We start from the raw sequence: 15,607 nt of genomic DNA, 5'->3' as shown, positions 1-15,607 counted from the left end.
GTGAGTGCAGAGACTCTCCGACCGACCGTGAGGCCACCATGTCGAACCTCGCCCGGCTCTACCCGCTCCTCGACGACGTCCGGCTGCCGGACGACATGCCCTACTCCCAGGTGAGCAAGTGGGAGCAGGGCTTCCTGTATCTGCTGGGACGGCATCACCTCACCGGGAAGGGCCGGCTGGTGGAGCTGGGTTCCGGTGGGGGCGGGTCCACGTACGCGTTGGCGCTGGGGCTCAAGGAGAGCCCCGTGTTCGACGAGCGGACGGGAAGACTGCACGCGTACGACTTCTTCCGGGTCGGCAAGGGGACCTTCGCCACGGAGAAGTTCTTCACCTCGGGGGCGAAGCCCGAGGACGGGAACTCCTTCCTGGAGGACTTCCAGGCCCGGCTGGAGCCGTTCCTGCCCTTCCTGGAGATCCACGCCGGGGACATCTGGCAGACCTCGGACCCGGACGACCACTCCCCCATCGAGTTCCTGCACGTCGACATCGCCAAGACGCAGCGGGTGTTCCGCTGTGTGGCCGAGCGGTTCCTGCCCCGGCTGGAGCCGGGGGCGGTGGTGCTGCACCAGGACTTCGCCAGCCCCCGGCTGCCGTGGCTGCACCACAGCACGGGCGCCCTGCTGCCGTACATCGAGCTCGCGGGGCCGCCGGTACGGTCCACGCTGGCCTTCGAGGTGGTGCGGCCGGTGCCCGAGGAGGTGTGGCGGCGGATCGCCGAGGACGCGTACACGGTCGACGAGAAACTGGAATTGATCTCCGCAGTCCAGGAACGCGTCGATCTCGACCACACCGGAGGGGTCCCTTTCCGGCCGGTCCTGGAGCTCGCCAAGGCCTTTGTCGCCCATTACGCGGGACGCCCGCAGCAGGCCTGGAAGATCGCCGAGCCGCTGACCTCGGACGAGTATCTCTCACGCACCCGTAAGGATCACTTCGAGCAACTCCGCAAGGCGTTGGAGGCCGAGCGGGCGAAGACTCCCCGGCCGTCCGCGGTGATCCGGTTCCGCCGGCTTGTGCGCAAAGCGATACGTCGTTGACACATTCACCGCGTCAATAAACCTGAAAAGACGAAGAGCAACAGGGAAGACCGCTCCCGGATGTGATGTGTTGGGGCGGGGTTAACCCATGCTCCATAGCTTCCCCGAATGCTGCAAAAAGCTTCCCCCGCAAGCCTCTTCGCATCCGAGGGCGCGCCGAGATGACTCAGCAGGACATACGCCCGCCCGCCCAGGCCCCGGCCCCCGTCGCCCTCGCGACGGTGGAGCCGACGCCCGCCCGGCGGCCGCTCGTCTCGTACGTGCTGCCGGTCTACAACGAGCAGGACGGCATCACCGCCTTCCACACCGAGCTGACCGCCGCCCTCGACGGCCGCCCGGACCTCGACTTCGAGCTGGTGTACGTCAACGACGGCTCCGCCGACGGCTCGCTCCCGATCCTGAAGAGGATCGCGGAACAGGACGACCGGGTCCGGGTGGTCGACTTCGCCCGCAACTTCGGGCACCAGATCGCCATCACGGCCGGCCTGGACGTCGCCCAGGGTGACGCGGTGATCGTGATGGACACCGATCTCCAGGACCCGCCGCGGGTCAGCCTGGAGCTGGTCGACGCCTGGCGCGAGGGCGCCGAGATCGTGCACGCGCGCCGCCGCAGCCGGCAGGACACCGCCTTCAAGCGGGCCACCGCGCACCTCTACTACCGGATCCTGCGCTCCTCCACCGAGGTGGACATCCCGCTGGACACCGGGGACTTCCGCCTCCTGGACCGGCGGGTCGCCGACGAGCTGCGCAAGTACCGCGAGCGCAGCCGCTTCGTGCGCGGCATCGTCGCCTCGATGGGCTACCGGCAGACGGAGGTGGCCTTCGACCGCGACGAGCGGTTCGCCGGTGAGACGAAGTACCCGCTGCGCAAGATGGCCCGCCTCGCCGTCGACGGCATGACCAGCTTCTCCACCGCGCCCCTGAAGATGATCACCAAGCTGGGTTTCGTGGTGCTGACGCTGTCGCTGGTCGGCATCGTGTACGCGCTGGCGATGAAGTTCTTCCGGCCCGACATCACCGTCTCCGGCTGGACGATGCTGATGGTCGTCGTGCTGTTCCTGGGCGGCACCCAGATGCTGTCGCTGGGCGTGATCGGCACGTACGTCGGGCGCATCTACAGCGAGGCGCAGGGGCGTCCGCTGTACCTGGTGCGCGAGGTGATCGGCGCGGACGAGCGCGACGGCGGCGGCGAGCGGGACGGTCGTGGTGGCGTCTGAGACCACGGCCGGGACCGCGACCGAGACCACGGCCGACACTGCGGCCGGGACCGCGGCCGACACTGGGGCCGGGACCGCGGCTGAGGCGGTTCCCGTAGCGCCCTCAGGAGTGTCGTCTTCCGGGAGCCGGGCGAGGACGGTCGGCCAGCTCGTGCGCTACACCCTCATCGGCGGCAGCGGCGTCCTGCTCGACATGCTGGCGTTCCTGCTGCTGCACAACAGCGCCGGGATGCACGAGCAACTGGCCAACGCGCTCAGCACCACGATCGGCATCACCAACAACTTCGTCCTGAACGCCCGGATCACCTTCGACCGCCGGGACCGGATCGTGGTGCGCTTCCTGCGCTTCTACGCCGTCGGTATGACCGGAATCCTCCTCACGAACCTGCTCTTCCTGCTCTTCACCGACTCGCTGGGGATCGACGCCAACCTCGTCAAGGCGGGTTCGCTGCCGCTGGTCCTCGCGCTGCAGTTCGTGCTCAACAGAAAGTGGAGCTTCGCATGAACCTCGGCATCATCGGCGCAGGTGCCACCGGCCTGACGGCCGCCTGGGACGCCGTACGCGCCGGCCACCAGGTGACCATCCTGGAGGCGGCCGACGAACTCGGCGGTCTGGCCGCGTCGTTGGAGGTGGGCGGCGTCCCGCTGGAGCGCTACTACCACCACATCTTCCGCAGCGACAAGGCGATGATCGCCCTCATCGAGGAGCTGGGGCTCGGGGACGCGCTGCGCTTCCACAAGCCGACCACCGGCATCTACCGCGGCGGCAGGCTGATCGACTTCACCACCCCGTTCGACATGCTGCGCTTCCCGGAGTTCTCCCCGGTGGACGCGGTCCGCTTCGCGGGGTCCTCGGCGGTGCTGAAGGCGGTCCGCGGCGGCGAGCGGTACAACGACCTCACGGCACTGGCCTGGCTGCGCCGCCGGGCCGGGAAGAAGGCCACCGAGGCGATCTGGGAGCCGCTGCTGCGCGGCAAGTTCGGCGACCGCGCCGAGCAGGTGTCGATGGCGTGGCTGTGGGCCCGTATCCACTGCCGGACCTTCGAACTCGGCTACCTGGACGGCGGATTCGAGCGGGTGTACGCGGCGCTGCGCGACGGCGTCGAGGAGCGCGGCGGCAAGGTCGAGTTCGGCAAGGCGGTGGAGACGATCCGGCAGGAGGGGGACGGCCCCGCCGTGGTGACCTGCGCGGACGGGTCGTCGTACGGCTTCGACCGGCTGATCGTGACCACGCCGCAGCCCGCCTTCGCGAAGGCGGCCGGGCTGCCGTCCGAGGACACGGTGTGGAAGAACCAGTACCTGGGCGCGACCTGCTTCGTGCTGGAGCTGGACCGCAGCGTCATCCCGTACTACTGGCTCAACATCAACGAGCCGGACTTCCCGTTCCTCGCGGTGGTCGAGCACACCCGCATGATCGACCCGGCGGTCTACGGCGGCCGGCACGTCCTCTACGTCGGCAACTACGTCGAGCGTGAGGACTGGCGGTTCACGACGGAGCCGGCCGAGCTGCTGAAGGCGTTCGTGCCGTACCTGCGGCGCATCAACCCCGACTTCGACGAGTCCTGGATCACCGACTGGCACTTCTCGAAGGCCGGGTTCGCCCAGCCGGTCGTCACGCCGGAGTACCGGGCGCTGATCCCGGGCCACGAGACGCCGATGAGCCGGGTCACGCTGGCGACGATGGCGCAGATCTACCCGCAGGACCGGGGGCAGAGCTACTCGGTGGAGATGGCACGGAAGGTGACGGCCTCGCTCGGGCTGCGGTGACGCCGGTGACACGGCAAGGGCCCGGTCGGCGCGCCGACCGGGCCCTTGTGTGTGCTGCCTTGTGTGCCGCCTACTTGCGCACGCACACCACGGTCTTCGACGGTCCGTCGCCGGCCGGAGGGCAGGTGTACGTCGCGACGATGCGCCGCATGAGCCCGGGGTCGACCTTGCCGGGCTTGAACCAGACCCGGTCGAGCACCGCGTACGGCGCCGGGTCGTGGTCGACGCAGTCGGCGTTCTCCTTGAACGACTTCAGGTCGGCGACGTCCTTCAGGAAACGGGTGCGCTGGAGGAACGTGGCGATCGGGTAGCGGCACTGGGCCGGGTGGTCGATGAAGTACACGTCGTCGCCGAACGCCAGGTAGAGCACCCGCGCGCCGTCGGGGATCTGCTGGCGCAGCTCGTCGGCGTTCTGCTGCTTGCGCTCCACGCCCCGCAGGAACGAGGCGTTGGTCGGGCCCGTCTTGCCGTGGGACACCAGGTGCGGGGAGCCGGGCCACATGGCGCCGGACAGGCACACCACTCCGGCCAGGGCGACCAGTGCGGCGGGCAGCACGCCCCGGGCGCTGTTCCTCGCGCTCTTTCCGCTCCCTCCGCGGGACTCGCGCCAGGCGTCGACCGCGGCCGCCAGCAGCGCGACCAGTCCCAACGCCCAGACGGTGGCAGGCCGTTGGAGCCCCTCGGGTGCCTGCGCGTACAGGACGGGCAGCAGACCGAACAGCAGTGACACGGCGCCGAAGCACCACGGGGGCGAGCGGCGCGCGCCACCGACGGCGAGACCCCACATCGCGGCCGCGACGGCGGTCAGCTGGAAGGCGTGGTACACGAACCAGTTGCCCTGCACGATCACGACGGCCAGCGAGCCGAACCCGATGGCCAGGGCGATGACGAGCAGCTCGACGCGCCGCCCGCGGCCGCGCACCCGGGCCCACAGCAGCAGCAGCGCGCCCGGCAGGAGCAGCAGCACGGGGCTGAGCACCGACCGGTCGGCGAGGAAGTCCACCGAGCGCTCGAGGATGTATCCGGGGCGGATGCCGGTGCGGCTGAGCGCCGACTGGTTGATCTGCGGCATGTCCTCGGTCCACTGCCACTCGTGCGACCCGGCGAGCACACTCAGCGCGAACAGGGCGACCGCGCCGGGCACGGCGAGAAGCGCGACCCGGATCGCTCGGCCGCGGTCGACGACGTAGACGAGGAGGATGCCGAAGGCGGCGGTGGAGGCGGTGGAGTACTTCATCATCACCGCGAGCCCGAGCGGTACGGCGGCCAGCAGCGCGCCCGGCCAGGGACGGGCCGTGCCGAGCGCCGCCGCGATGCCGAACACGGTGAGGACGACGGCCGCCCACTCCGGCTGGAGGAAGTCGGTGCGCGGGGTGAGGGTCAGCAGCAGGCCGGTGGCGCCCGCGGTCAGAGCGGCCTCGCGGCCGGTCAGCCGGCGCTGCAGCGCCATGTACAGGGCGTAGGCCGCCGCGGCGGCGAGCAGCGCGCCCACCGCGTACATCAGGGTCTCCCGGACGACGACCCCTCCGAAGCCGATGGCGTCCAGGAGCGCGATGAACCACCGGTAGAAGAACGGCCGGTGGGTGAAGACCTCCGACGGCGAGTAGCCCGCCTCACCGCCGGTGCGCAGGGCGGCGAGGACGTACCGGATGTCGCCGGTGAGGCGCCGGGTGAGCACGGTGTACACAACGGCCGCCGCCGCGGGCACCGCGACCACCGGCCACCACAGGGGTGACCGGCGGACACGGGGCCGGGCGGCGGCGGGCGCGTCGGGTGCGTCGGCCAGGGCGGTCGTCGCCATGTCTCAGCCGCCCAGGAGGGTGCGCAGGTCGGCCGCGTTCGCCTCGGTGACCTTCCACAGCTCCTGCTGCCGGCCGTGCACGTCGGCCACCGTCCTGTCGTGGTCGGCGAGCAGGTCGCGGGAGCGCTCCACGAGCAGGTCGGCGAGGTTGCGGTCGTGCACCGAGACGCCCCACTCGGGCCGGTCGATGTCGCGCAGGAAGTACGCCATCTTCGGGTGCGAGATGAGGCTGATGATGGGCGTGCCGCAGCCGAACGGGATCATGCCGGCGTGCCCGCGCATGCCGATGACGAGCTTGGTGCGGGCGTACAGGTCGCGGATCCCGTCGTTCTCGAAGTCGTACATCGGGATGACGGGCAGCGACACGCCGTGCTCGCGGCGCAGGTCGAAGGCGAGCTTCTCGTCGTCGAGGGAGTGGGCGACGCACTTGACCTCGGCGAGCTTCCCCAGCTCCTTGACGGCCTTGGCCATCTGGGCGAGGAAGTAGCCGTAGTCGTGGCCGAAGCGCAGGCCGGCGCGGTCGTAGGCGGCGTTGAGGAGGATGGTGTCCTCGCGCTCGGCCGGGTCCTGCCAGTTCTCGACGAGCTGGCGGGTGACCGTGGTCGGGCAGGGCTGGAAGCGCACCTTGTCGTGCAGGTGGGACGGGAGCATCGCCCGCACCTTCTCGATGGAGCCGTGGTTGCGCAGGCCGAAGAAGGCGGACTTCTCGACGAGCAGCCGCAGCGACTCCCGGAACCGGTTGGCCCGGTAGGACTGGCCGTCGAAGGCGTTGAAGCCGACGGCGTAGACCGCGATCGGTACGTCGATGCGGTTCATCAGCTCGTCGGGCACGTTCCACTGCCAGGCGCTGTTGCCGTTGGGCATGGTGTCCGGGATGAACAGGCCGCCGCCGCCGATGACCAGGCCCCTGCGGGCGTTGACACGCTCCAGGGCCGCCTCGTCGAACAGGCGGTGGGCGTGCACGGAGTGCCAGCGGCGGGAGGTGGTGTCCCGGTCGAAGGCGAGGCGGACGCTCTCCGGGAGCAGCTTGTCGCCGGCGTTGCCCTGGCGGTCCATGTAGAAGGCGACGTGGGCGAGCTGGTCCTCGGGGCTGCCGGCCGGCTGGGCGGGGACGCCGAGGGTGCGCTGGTGCCAGATGCGGCTGGCCCGGTGCGTGGGGTCGACGGTGAGGCCGGACATGGCGTACGTCTGCGCCTGCGCGTCGTCGCCGTGCACCCAGGCGATCTGGGCGAGCCGCGAGAAGGCGGTCGCGGCCCGGTTGGGGGCGGCCGTCGCCAGGAGCAGCTGGGCGCGTGCCTCGTCGTAGCGGGAGACGCTCATCAGGGCGTGGCCGTACACCTCGTGCGGCCAGGCCTCGTCGACCGGGATGTGCACGCGCTCCAGGATGTCGACGGCGGCCTGGTAGTCGCCGGCGCCGATGTGGGCGAGGGCGACCCGGCGGGCGGTGGTGACGTCACCGGTGCGCTCGACGTGCGGGGTGCCGTAGTGGACCAGCAGGTCGCGGTGGAGGGGGTCGGGGTTCTCCAGGAAGGCGGCGTGCAGTTCGGCGTCGGTGAGGTCGAACTCGGCCCAGCGCTCCTGCGCCTGCCCGTAGCCGGCCTCGCCGCCCTGCCAGGGCTTGTGGCGGCCGGTGAAGTGCAGGACGGCGGTGTCCTCGGGGACCGGGAGGTCGCCGGAGAGGCGGCGCTTGACGAAGTTGTACTTCGGGTCGAGGTCGACGAAGTCACCGTCGAGCAGGGCGTTGAGGATGCCCTGGTCGTGCTTGTCGAGCTCGTACTTTCCGCTGCGGCCGATCTCGTCGATCCGCGCGCAGAACGCGTCGGTCAGGTACTCCTTCTGGATGACGAGCAGACCGCTGTTGAGCATGCGGGTCCTGTCGCCGTAGAAGAACTGGGCGACGGCACCGAGGCCGTGACGCAGCGACAGGAGTTCCTTGACCGGGCCGAGGACCACCATGTCGGTGTCCAGGGTGATCACGGTGTCGTAGTCGCGGATCCGGAAGACGTCGAGGATGAAGTACGCCTTGCGGACCAGGTAGTTGTCCTGGTCGCCCTTGACGTAGGAGTCGTAGTGGTCGGCGTCGACGCGGCGGAAGATCACGCGCGGGTGCAGGGCGCGGATACGGGCCACGGAGGCCGGGCGCAGGCCGTCGTGGAGGACGATGAAGTCCTCGCACACGTCCGGGTTGGACAGCGCGAGCGAGCGCAGCAGGACGAGGAAGCCGGGCAGGTAGTTCTCGTCGACGAAGCTCGCGAAGGCGACGCGCCGCTTGCCGGTGAGGGCGCCGGCGTCGGCGACGGGGGCTGCCGGGGCGGATATGGGACTCGTGGTCATCTCAGGGAAATCCTCATGCCGGAGACGCTCTGGGCCCGTTCCATGACCCACGCCTTCTCGCTGCCGTATTCGTGCACATTGGTGATCGCCAGCTTCATCGCCTCGGGGAGGCGGTAGGCACCGCTCTCGTAGAAGTCGAAGCCGATCAGGTCGAGGGTGGGGCTGACGTCGAGGAAGTCGAGCAGCCACAGCATGTTGAAGCCGGACGTCGGGATGCCGGAGAACTGCTCCTGCGTCCAGCCGCCGATGTTGCGCACCGGCCAGCGCAGCGACTCGTCGTTCACGTACGTCTGCGCGCCCGGGACGAGCTTGTTGCGCACCGAGTACTTCCAGTCGGGCGAGTTGCCGCCGAAGACCAGACGGATGTCGACCGGCTTGTCCCAGTTGAAGGCGTGCTTGTGGATGGTGACGTGGATGTCGGTCTTCCTGCCGGTGTGGACCGGGTCGATCTTGTACGAGTTGAAGCGCACCACCAGGTCGTAGGCGTCGATCTCCGCGCCCATGCCGCTCTCGCCGACCGTGCCGGAGTTGGCGATGAGGCACACCGACCGGCCGGCGACGCGGTTGCGGAACTCGCCGAGGCTGAGCCACTGCACGCCCCCGAACAGGGGGTCGGGCACCGGGCCGCGCATGCGGTTGCGGCGGGTGTCGGCGTACAGGGCGAGCGCCTGGGTGAGTTCGGGGGCGGGCCGGGTGTGCTGGGAGGTGCTGAGGTCGAGGTAGTGGCCGATCGCCTCCTGGACCTCCTGCTCCACGGTGTCCGTGCGGTCCATGGCGAGCAGCGCGCCGACCAGACGGGCCTGGGCGCCGGGCTGGTCCCCGGCGGCGTGCGCGGCGAGGCCCTCGGCCCACACGTCGGTGGCCGGGCCGCCGCTGAAGCGCGCGGAGTCCGGGACGCTGCGCTCGAGCAGGGCGAGCAGTTCGGTGCGGGCGGAGGTGGCGGCACGGATGCCGTCGACGCGGGCGCGGACGCCGAAGCCGTCCTCCTTGGTGAGCTCCAGGTAGCGCTCGTAGGCGTCGACGGCGGCGATGGGCAGGCCCATGGCCTCCAGGAGACGGCCGCGCAGCCGCCAGCCGGCGCGTGAGTTCCGGCGCTGGGTCAGGATCGTGTCGCTGATGACCAGGGTCAGGTTGAGCTCGTCGTCGTAGCCGCAGACGACCGCCTTGTTGCCGACGGCGAGGAGCGCGTCGAGCACCTCGTTGCTGAGGGTGCTGCCGCCGGTGACCGCCTTGGCGCCGCGGCGCAGCAGGCCGCCGGTGGCGGGCGCGGGCGCCGTCTGCTCCTGGGTGGCCCACAGGGCGAGGAGCTGGCGCAGTGCCTCGGCGAGGGCGGTGCGGCGGGAGTCGAGGCTGCCGACGAGCTTGCCGCTGTGCACGGAGCAGGCGCGCAGGCACTCCTCCAGCTCGACCGGGCTTGGCTGGGCGGTGGGCAGTGCCGATGAGGGCCCCTCCGGCCTGGGGCGTGACCATCTGCTGCGGACCCTCGTCATGATTCTCCTGGCGTATGAAAAAAGCACAGAACTATTGGGTTTTGATGGAAGGTTGGGAGACCGTAAGAAAGGAAAGCGACGCTCAGGTGAACCCCTCGGGACCTGAAGGCGAATGCTCATGCCGTCGAACAGAAGTTTTGGGAGTGACGTCATAGGGTCCGCATGGACGTCATTTTGAGAACACCGAGCACGACGGGAACGGACAGCGGCGTGACGCAGACGGTCGAGAACTCAACTCAGCAGCCCATCGCCGTTCCCGTACCGTCGGAAGACCCGTCGAAGGGCTCCCCGCGGGGCTCGTCGAAGAGCGCGTCCCGGGCCAGGGGCTCCGGTGGGCGGCTGCGGGCGCTGGACGGGCTGCGGCTGGTGGCCGCGCTGATGGTGGCCTGCTACCACTACGGCGGCCGGGGCGGCGAGATCACCCAGGCCTGGGGCACCTCCCCGTCGCAGGTGTTCCCCACCCTGCACACGCCGTTCGCCTACGGCTGTCTCGGCGTCCAGATCTTCTTCGTGATCAGCGGTTTCGTCATCTGCATGAGCGGCTGGGGCCGCCCGCTGCGCTCCTTCTTCGCCTCCCGCGCGTCCCGGCTGCTGCCCGCGTACTGGGCGGCGGTCCTCCTGGTCACCGCGGTGTTCGCGCTGCCGGTCGTGGCCTACAAGGCGCTCTCGCCGAGCGACACCCTGGTGAACCTGACGATGCTCCAGCAGCCGCTCGGCGTGGACCGGGTGCTCGGCGTGGACTGGACGCTGTGGGCGGAGGTCCGCTTCTACGCCCTGTTCGCGCTGTGCGTCGTCCTGCCGGGCGCGAGCCGCCGGCGCGTGATCATGTTCTGCGCGGCCTGGACGCTGGCGGCGGCGATCGCGCAGGGCGCCGAGGAGCCGCTGCTCGAGATCGTGCTGATGCCGGAGTACGCGCCGTTCTTCATCGGCGGGGTCGGCCTGTACCTCGTGCACCGCGACCGGCGGGACGCGTACGCGTGGGGGATCGTCGGCGTGAGCTTCCTCATCGGGCAGCACTACGCGGTGCGCAGCCTGTGGAACGCCGCCGACCCGAACGCCTTCGCCCACCGCACGTCCTTCGGCATCATCGCCGTCGTCGCGTTCGGCTTCCTCGCGGTCGGCGCGATCGCGCTGGGCCGGCTGGACCGGGTCGACTGGCGCCTGCTGACGGTGGCGGGGGCGCTGACGTACCCGTTCTATCTGGTGCACGAGCACCTGGGCTGGGTGGTGGTGAAGGCCCTGCACCAGGACCTGGGGGTGCCGTCGTACGCCACGTTCCTGCTGACGATCGGGTCGATGCTGGTGCTGGCCTGGCTGCTGAACCGGCTGGTGGAGGAGCGGCTGACGCCGAAGTTGCGGACGGCGTTGTCGACTCCGCGCCGGTGAATACGCCTGTTAATTCGGAGTAAATTCACGGTCGCTTTCCGGAGAACCGGAAGGCGGCCCATTTCTTGATCCGCTTTCTCGGGTCAGTCGATTCCGTACCGTGCCGCGATGCCGTCGATGACGAGTTCCAACCCTTCCCCGAAGTGCTGCTCGTAGTCCGCGAAGATCTCCGCGCCCGCGGCGGCGGACAGCGGGAAATCGGCCATCATCCGGGCGCGTTCCTCGACGTCGAAGCCCTCGCGCCGTTCGTCGGGCAGGGGTTCGACCCCCTGCTCCTCGGTGACGAAGCCGAGCGTGTACAGGTACGTCGTCGTGGTCGCGCGGACGGCCTGGGCGAGGGTGAAGCCGGCGGCGGTGAACAGGCGCAGGCTGTCCTCCATCTGCTCGGCGTGCTCGATGCCGGTGAAGCGTGAGCCGCTGAAGACCTTGGCGCCGTCGCGGTAGCCGCGCAGCGACTCGCGCAGGCCGTGGTTGGCCTTGCGCAGCCGCTCCCGCCAGGTGTCCGCGGGGTCCAGGGACGCCCCGGTGACCATCCGGCGGTACATCTCCGTCGCCATCTCGTCGAGCAGCGCCTGCTTGTCCTTGAAGTGCCAGTACAGGGCGGGCGCCTTGACGTCCAGCTCCTTGGCGATGGCCCGCAGGGTGAGGCCGTCCAGGCCCACCTCGTTGAGCAGCCGCAGCGCGGTGTCGGCCACCCGCTTCCGGTCGAGGGGCGCGCGTCGTTCCGAGTTCACGCTTGACAGTTTAACGACGTTAAGGCCACGCTTGCCCGCGACGGCACTTAACAGCGTTAAGGAGAGGTGATCGTATGACGACGCATGCGGACGTACTGATCGTGGGCGCGGGGCCGAGCGGGCTGACGCTGGGCGTCGACCTCGCCCGGCGCGGGGTGGACGCGCTCGTGGTGGAGCGGGCCGACGGGCTCTTCCCCGGCTCGCGCGGCAAGGGGATCCAGCCGCGCACGATGGAGGTCTTCGACGACCTCGGCGTCCTCGACGCGATCCGCGCGGCGGGCGGCAGCTATCCGGTCGGCATGATCTGGCAGAACGGCGAGCGCGCGGGCGAGCACCGGATGTTCGACCCGGCCGAGACGACCGGGGACTCGCCGTACACCGGACCGTGGATGGTGCCGCAGTGGCGCACACAGGAGATCCTCCTGGCGCGGCTGGAGGAGCTGGGCGGGAGGGTCGCGTTCGGGAGGGAGCTGGTCGGGTTCGACCAGGACGCGGAGGGCGTGACCGCGTACTTCGCGTCGGGCGCCGACGTCCGCGCCCGGTACGTGGTCGCCGCCGACGGCGGCCGCTCCACCCTGCGCCGGACGCTCGGCATCGGCATGACGGGCGAGACGGTCGACCCGAGCCCGATGCTGGTGGCCGACGTCCGGGTGACCGGCCTGGACCGCGACAACTGGCACATCTTCCCGCCGAGCGGCGAGGGCGACGGCTTCCTGGCGATCTGCCCGCTGCCCGGTACGGAGGACTTCCAGCTGCTGGCCCGGTTCCCGGAGGGCGCCTCGGTCGACCTCTCCCTCGACGGCGTCCGCAAGCTGGTCGCCACCCGCTCGCACCTCGCCCCCGAGGCCGTGACGGAGGTCCGCTGGGCCTCCGACTTCCGCCCCCGGGCGGCCTTGGCGGACCGCTTCCGTTCCGGCCGGGTCTTCCTGACCGGAGACGCGGCCCATGTCCACTCACCGGCCGGCGGCCAGGGCCTCAACACCAGCGTCCAGGACGCCTACAACCTGGGCTGGAAGCTGGGCGCGGTCCTGCGGGACGGGGCGGACGCCGCGCTGCTGGACACGTACGAGGAGGAACGGCGCCCGATCGCCGCCGAGATGCTGGGCCTGTCGACGAGCGTGCACCGCGGGGAGACCAAGCGGGGCGAGGCTACATCTCAGCTGGGGCTGGGCTACCGGGAGTCGTCACTGACGGAGGAGACCCGCGAGACCCCGGGCCCGGTGAGGGCGGGCGACCGCGCGCCGGACGGGGTCGTGGAGGGGATGCGGCTGTTCGACGTGTTCCGGGGGCCGGGGTGGACACTGCTCGCGCTGGGCACCACGGGGGCACCGGACCTCGGAGAGGCGGTGCCCGTCGTACGCGGGCCGGCCCACGAGACGTACGGGACCGGGCTGTTCCTCGTACGACCGGACGGGTACGTCGGCTGGGCCGGTGACTCGACGAGGGGGCTCGGCGACTACGTCACGCGGGTCGGGCTTCGTTAGTCGTCGCCGTCGAGGAGGGTGTCCACGGAGAGATCGACGGCAACGCCGACGGACTCGGGCACGGACACGCTCTGCCCCCGCTGGAAGCGCTGGGGGTCGGGGTACTTGCCGTCGGCTGGGTCCTGGTAGAGGAGGACCTCGTCGCGTTTGCGGTCGACGATGAGGTAGACGGGGATGTTGGCCTGGGCGTAGCAGTCGACCTTGAGGCCGAGGTCGTCGGACCAGTTGCAGGCAGTCACCTCCAGCACCATCCGGAACGCACGCGGGGCGTAGCAGTTGTGCTGGACGTGGGCGTCCAAGAAGTCCGTCTCGACGACCGAAAGATCGGGTACCGCGAAGTCGTCGGGCCCCGTGGGCAGCCAGAGACCGATGCCGAGCACGCACTTGAGACCGGAACGACGTGCCTCCGCCGTGTAGAACTTGCGGGTCACATGAGTCAGCGTCACCTGATGCGAGCCGTCGGCCCAGGGAGTCGCGGTAAGCCTCCCGTAGAGCACCTCACCGCGATACCCCTCCAGCTCCCCGGTGAGCCAGGTCTCGGCCTCCAGGACCGTCGTCCGCCGCGCACGCCTCACCCCGGCAACTCCCCTCCGGATACGGAAACTTACTCACCGTACCCCGAAGTGGATCACTCAGAACGCATCCGACGGCACGTAAGTCCCCCAAACCTCCCGCAGCGCGTTGCACACCTCGCCCACGGTCGCCCGCGCCTTCAGCGCGTCCTTCATCGGGTACAGGACGTTGTCCTCGCCCTCGGCCGCCTTCTTCAGGGCGGCCAGGGCGGTGTCCACCGCGGCCTGGTCGCGCTCGGCCCGCAGCTTCGCGAGCCGTTCCGCCTGCTGGGCCTCGATGGCCGGGTCGACGCGGAGGGGCTCGTAGGGCTCCTCCTCGTCGAGCTGGAAGCGGTTGACACCGACGACGACCCGCTCGCCGGAGTCCGTCTCCTGAGCGATCCGGTACGCGCTGCGCTCGATCTCGCTCTTCTGGAAACCGTGCTCGATCGCGCTGACCGCGCCGCCGAGGTCCTCGACCTTCGCCATCAGCTCGACGGCCGCCGCCTCGACCTCGTCCGTCATCTTCTCGATCACGTACGAGCCGGCGAAGGGGTCGACGGTCGCCGTCACGTCCGTCTCGTAGGCGAGCACCTGCTGGGTGCGCAGCGCCAGACGGGCGGACTTGTCCGTCGGCAGCGCGATCGCCTCGTCGAAGGAGTTGGTGTGCAGGGACTGCGTGCCGCCGAGGACCGCCGCCAGGCCCTGCACCGCGACGCGCACCAGGTTCACCTCGGGCTGCTGGGCGGTCAGCTGCACCCCGGCCGTCTGCGTGTGGAAGCGCAGCATCATCGACTTGGGGTTCTTCGCGCCGAACTCGTCCCGCATCACCCGCGCCCAAATACGCCTGGCGGCACGGAACTTGGCGACCTCCTCCAGGATCGTCGTCCGGGCGACGAAGAAGAAGGACAGCCGGGGGGCGAAGTCGTCGACGTCCATGCCGGCCGCGACCGCCGTGCGCACGTACTCGATCCCGTCCGCCAGCGTGAACGCGATCTCCTGCGCGGGCGAGGCGCCCGCCTCGGCCATGTGGTAGCCGGAGATCGAGATGGTGTTCCACTTCGGGATCTCGGCCTTGCAGTACTTGAAGATGTCCGCGATCAGCCGCAGCGACGGCTTCGGCGGGAAGATGTACGTCCCCCGCGCGATGTACTCCTTCAGCACGTCGTTCTGGATCGTGCCGGTCAGCTGGGAGGCGGGGACGCCCTGCTCCTCGCCGACCAGCTGGTACATCAGCAGCAGCAGCGCGGCCGGCGCGTTGATCGTCATCGACGTCGACACCTTGTCCAGCGGGATCCCGCCGAACAGCACCCGCATGTCGTCCACCGAGTCGATGGCCACGCCCACCTTGCCGACCTCGCCGTGCGCGATCGGGGCATCGGAGTCGTGGCCCATCTGGGTGGGCAGGTCGAAGGCGACCGACAGCCCCATCGTGCCGTTGGCGATCAGCTGCTTGTACCGGGCGTTGGACTCCACCGCCGTCCCGAAGCCCGCGTACTGGCGCATGGTCCAGGGACGGCCGGTGTACATCGACGGATACACACCCCGCGTGAACGGGTACGACCCCGGCTCACCCAGCTTGTCGGCCGCATCCCAGCCCTGCAGAGCGTCCGGCCCGTAGACCGGCTCGATGGGCAGTCCGGACTCCGACTCGCGCGCCATGGTGTGATGCCTCCCGCTCAGCAGTTGCTCGAGTTACTCGCCAGTTACTCGCCAGTACAGACCGACTCTTCGACGGACTGTAGCGGCGGGCGTGCACCCGGTGGAGGGGAGCACGCTGGGACCTTCCTCACAGAGTGATTGCGGTGA

General features: G+C 70.0%; 12 protein-coding genes. 6 read left to right on the top strand and 6 right to left on the bottom strand.

Features of this window, described 5'->3' with window-relative positions; genetic code table 11:
• Positions 1-38 precede the first annotated feature (38 nt).
• The 4 genes from IE263_RS07905 (at position 39) to IE263_RS07890 (ending at position 4,018) form a co-directional block, all read left to right on the top strand.
• Positions 39-1,034, top strand: coding sequence for a class I SAM-dependent methyltransferase (locus tag IE263_RS07905; protein WP_189933707.1), 996 nt, complete (start codon positions 39-41; stop codon positions 1,032-1,034).
• Between the two features lie 161 nt (positions 1,035-1,195).
• The gene (locus IE263_RS07900) at positions 1,196-2,251 is read left to right on the top strand and encodes a glycosyltransferase family 2 protein (RefSeq protein WP_229910846.1); all 1,056 of its coding nucleotides are present in this window, start codon (positions 1,196-1,198) and stop codon (positions 2,249-2,251) included.
• Between the two features lie 151 nt (positions 2,252-2,402).
• The gene (locus tag IE263_RS07895) at positions 2,403-2,756 is read left to right on the top strand and encodes a GtrA family protein (protein ID WP_229910845.1); all 354 of its coding nucleotides are present in this window, start codon (positions 2,403-2,405) and stop codon (positions 2,754-2,756) included.
• Positions 2,753-4,018 carry an NAD(P)/FAD-dependent oxidoreductase gene (locus IE263_RS07890; RefSeq protein ID WP_189933703.1) on the top strand — a complete coding sequence of 422 codons (1,266 nt, stop codon included), beginning with the start codon at positions 2,753-2,755 and terminating at the stop codon, positions 4,016-4,018. Before IE263_RS07895 ends, IE263_RS07890 begins: the two co-directional genes overlap by 4 nt.
• A gap of 70 nt (positions 4,019-4,088) precedes the next feature.
• On the opposite strand, the gene IE263_RS07885 is transcribed toward IE263_RS07890, so the two are convergent.
• The 3 genes from IE263_RS07885 to IE263_RS07875 are packed head-to-tail and all read right to left on the bottom strand — an operon-like array spanning position 4,089 to position 9,643.
• The gene (locus IE263_RS07885) at positions 4,089-5,819 is read right to left on the bottom strand and encodes a hypothetical protein (protein WP_189933701.1); all 1,731 of its coding nucleotides are present in this window, start codon (positions 5,817-5,819) and stop codon (positions 4,089-4,091) included.
• A 3-nt stretch (positions 5,820-5,822) separates the two neighbouring features.
• Positions 5,823-8,153: a glycosyltransferase gene (locus IE263_RS07880; protein ID WP_189933699.1), complete on the bottom strand. Its 2,331-nt coding sequence runs from the start codon at positions 8,151-8,153 to the stop codon at positions 5,823-5,825.
• Positions 8,150-9,643 (bottom strand): glycosyltransferase family 29 protein, encoded by a 1,494-nt coding sequence (locus IE263_RS07875; RefSeq protein WP_189933697.1) that lies wholly within the window; start codon positions 9,641-9,643, stop codon positions 8,150-8,152. Before IE263_RS07875 ends, IE263_RS07880 begins: the two co-directional genes overlap by 4 nt.
• A gap of 210 nt (positions 9,644-9,853) precedes the next feature.
• On the opposite strand from IE263_RS07875, the gene IE263_RS07870 reads away from it, so the two are divergent.
• Positions 9,854-11,029, top strand: a complete 1,176-nt coding sequence (locus tag IE263_RS07870) for an acyltransferase family protein (RefSeq protein ID WP_229910844.1) — start codon at positions 9,854-9,856, stop codon at positions 11,027-11,029.
• A gap of 83 nt (positions 11,030-11,112) precedes the next feature.
• On the opposite strand, the gene IE263_RS07865 is transcribed toward IE263_RS07870, so the two are convergent.
• On the bottom strand, positions 11,113-11,763 hold the full coding sequence (locus IE263_RS07865) for a TetR/AcrR family transcriptional regulator C-terminal domain-containing protein (RefSeq protein WP_189933693.1): 651 nt from the start codon (positions 11,761-11,763) through the stop codon (positions 11,113-11,115).
• Positions 11,764-11,837: 74 nt separating this feature from the next.
• On the opposite strand from IE263_RS07865, the gene IE263_RS07860 reads away from it, so the two are divergent.
• Entirely contained in the window at positions 11,838-13,247 is a 1,410-nt protein-coding gene (locus IE263_RS07860; protein ID WP_189933691.1) for an FAD-dependent oxidoreductase, read from the top strand.
• On the opposite strand, the gene IE263_RS07855 is transcribed toward IE263_RS07860, so the two are convergent.
• Both IE263_RS07855 and IE263_RS07850 read right to left on the bottom strand, forming a co-directional pair.
• On the bottom strand, positions 13,244-13,822 hold the full coding sequence (locus tag IE263_RS07855; RefSeq protein ID WP_189933689.1) for a Uma2 family endonuclease: 579 nt from the start codon (positions 13,820-13,822) through the stop codon (positions 13,244-13,246). The two genes, IE263_RS07860 and IE263_RS07855, sit on opposite strands and share 4 nt — an antisense overlap.
• Before the next feature lie 57 nt (positions 13,823-13,879).
• On the bottom strand, positions 13,880-15,460 hold the full coding sequence (locus tag IE263_RS07850) for an acyl-CoA mutase large subunit family protein (RefSeq protein ID WP_189933687.1): 1,581 nt from the start codon (positions 15,458-15,460) through the stop codon (positions 13,880-13,882).
• Between the last annotated feature and the right edge of the window lie 147 nt (positions 15,461-15,607).

Origin of the sequence: Streptomyces aurantiogriseus (assembly GCF_014649375.1) — a bacterium.
In the GTDB taxonomy this organism is placed as follows: domain Bacteria; phylum Actinomycetota; class Actinomycetes; order Streptomycetales; family Streptomycetaceae; genus Streptomyces; species Streptomyces aurantiogriseus.
This window is presented reverse-complemented; position numbering and strand designations above follow the sequence as displayed.

Coding starts and splice junctions, on each gene's coding strand:
- IE263_RS07875 (WP_189933697.1), bottom strand. CDS start 9,643: ATGACGAGGGTCCGCAGCAGATGGTCACGCCCCAGGCCGGAGGGGCCC.
- IE263_RS07860 (WP_189933691.1), top strand. CDS start 11,838: ATGACGACGCATGCGGACGTACTGATCGTGGGCGCGGGGCCGAGCGGG.
- IE263_RS07900 (WP_229910846.1), top strand. CDS start 1,196: ATGACTCAGCAGGACATACGCCCGCCCGCCCAGGCCCCGGCCCCCGTC.
- IE263_RS07880 (WP_189933699.1), bottom strand. CDS start 8,153: ATGACCACGAGTCCCATATCCGCCCCGGCAGCCCCCGTCGCCGACGCC.
- IE263_RS07890 (WP_189933703.1), top strand. CDS start 2,753: ATGAACCTCGGCATCATCGGCGCAGGTGCCACCGGCCTGACGGCCGCC.
- IE263_RS07885 (WP_189933701.1), bottom strand. CDS start 5,819: ATGGCGACGACCGCCCTGGCCGACGCACCCGACGCGCCCGCCGCCGCC.
- IE263_RS07905 (WP_189933707.1), top strand. CDS start 39: ATGTCGAACCTCGCCCGGCTCTACCCGCTCCTCGACGACGTCCGGCTG.
- IE263_RS07850 (WP_189933687.1), bottom strand. CDS start 15,460: ATGGCGCGCGAGTCGGAGTCCGGACTGCCCATCGAGCCGGTCTACGGG.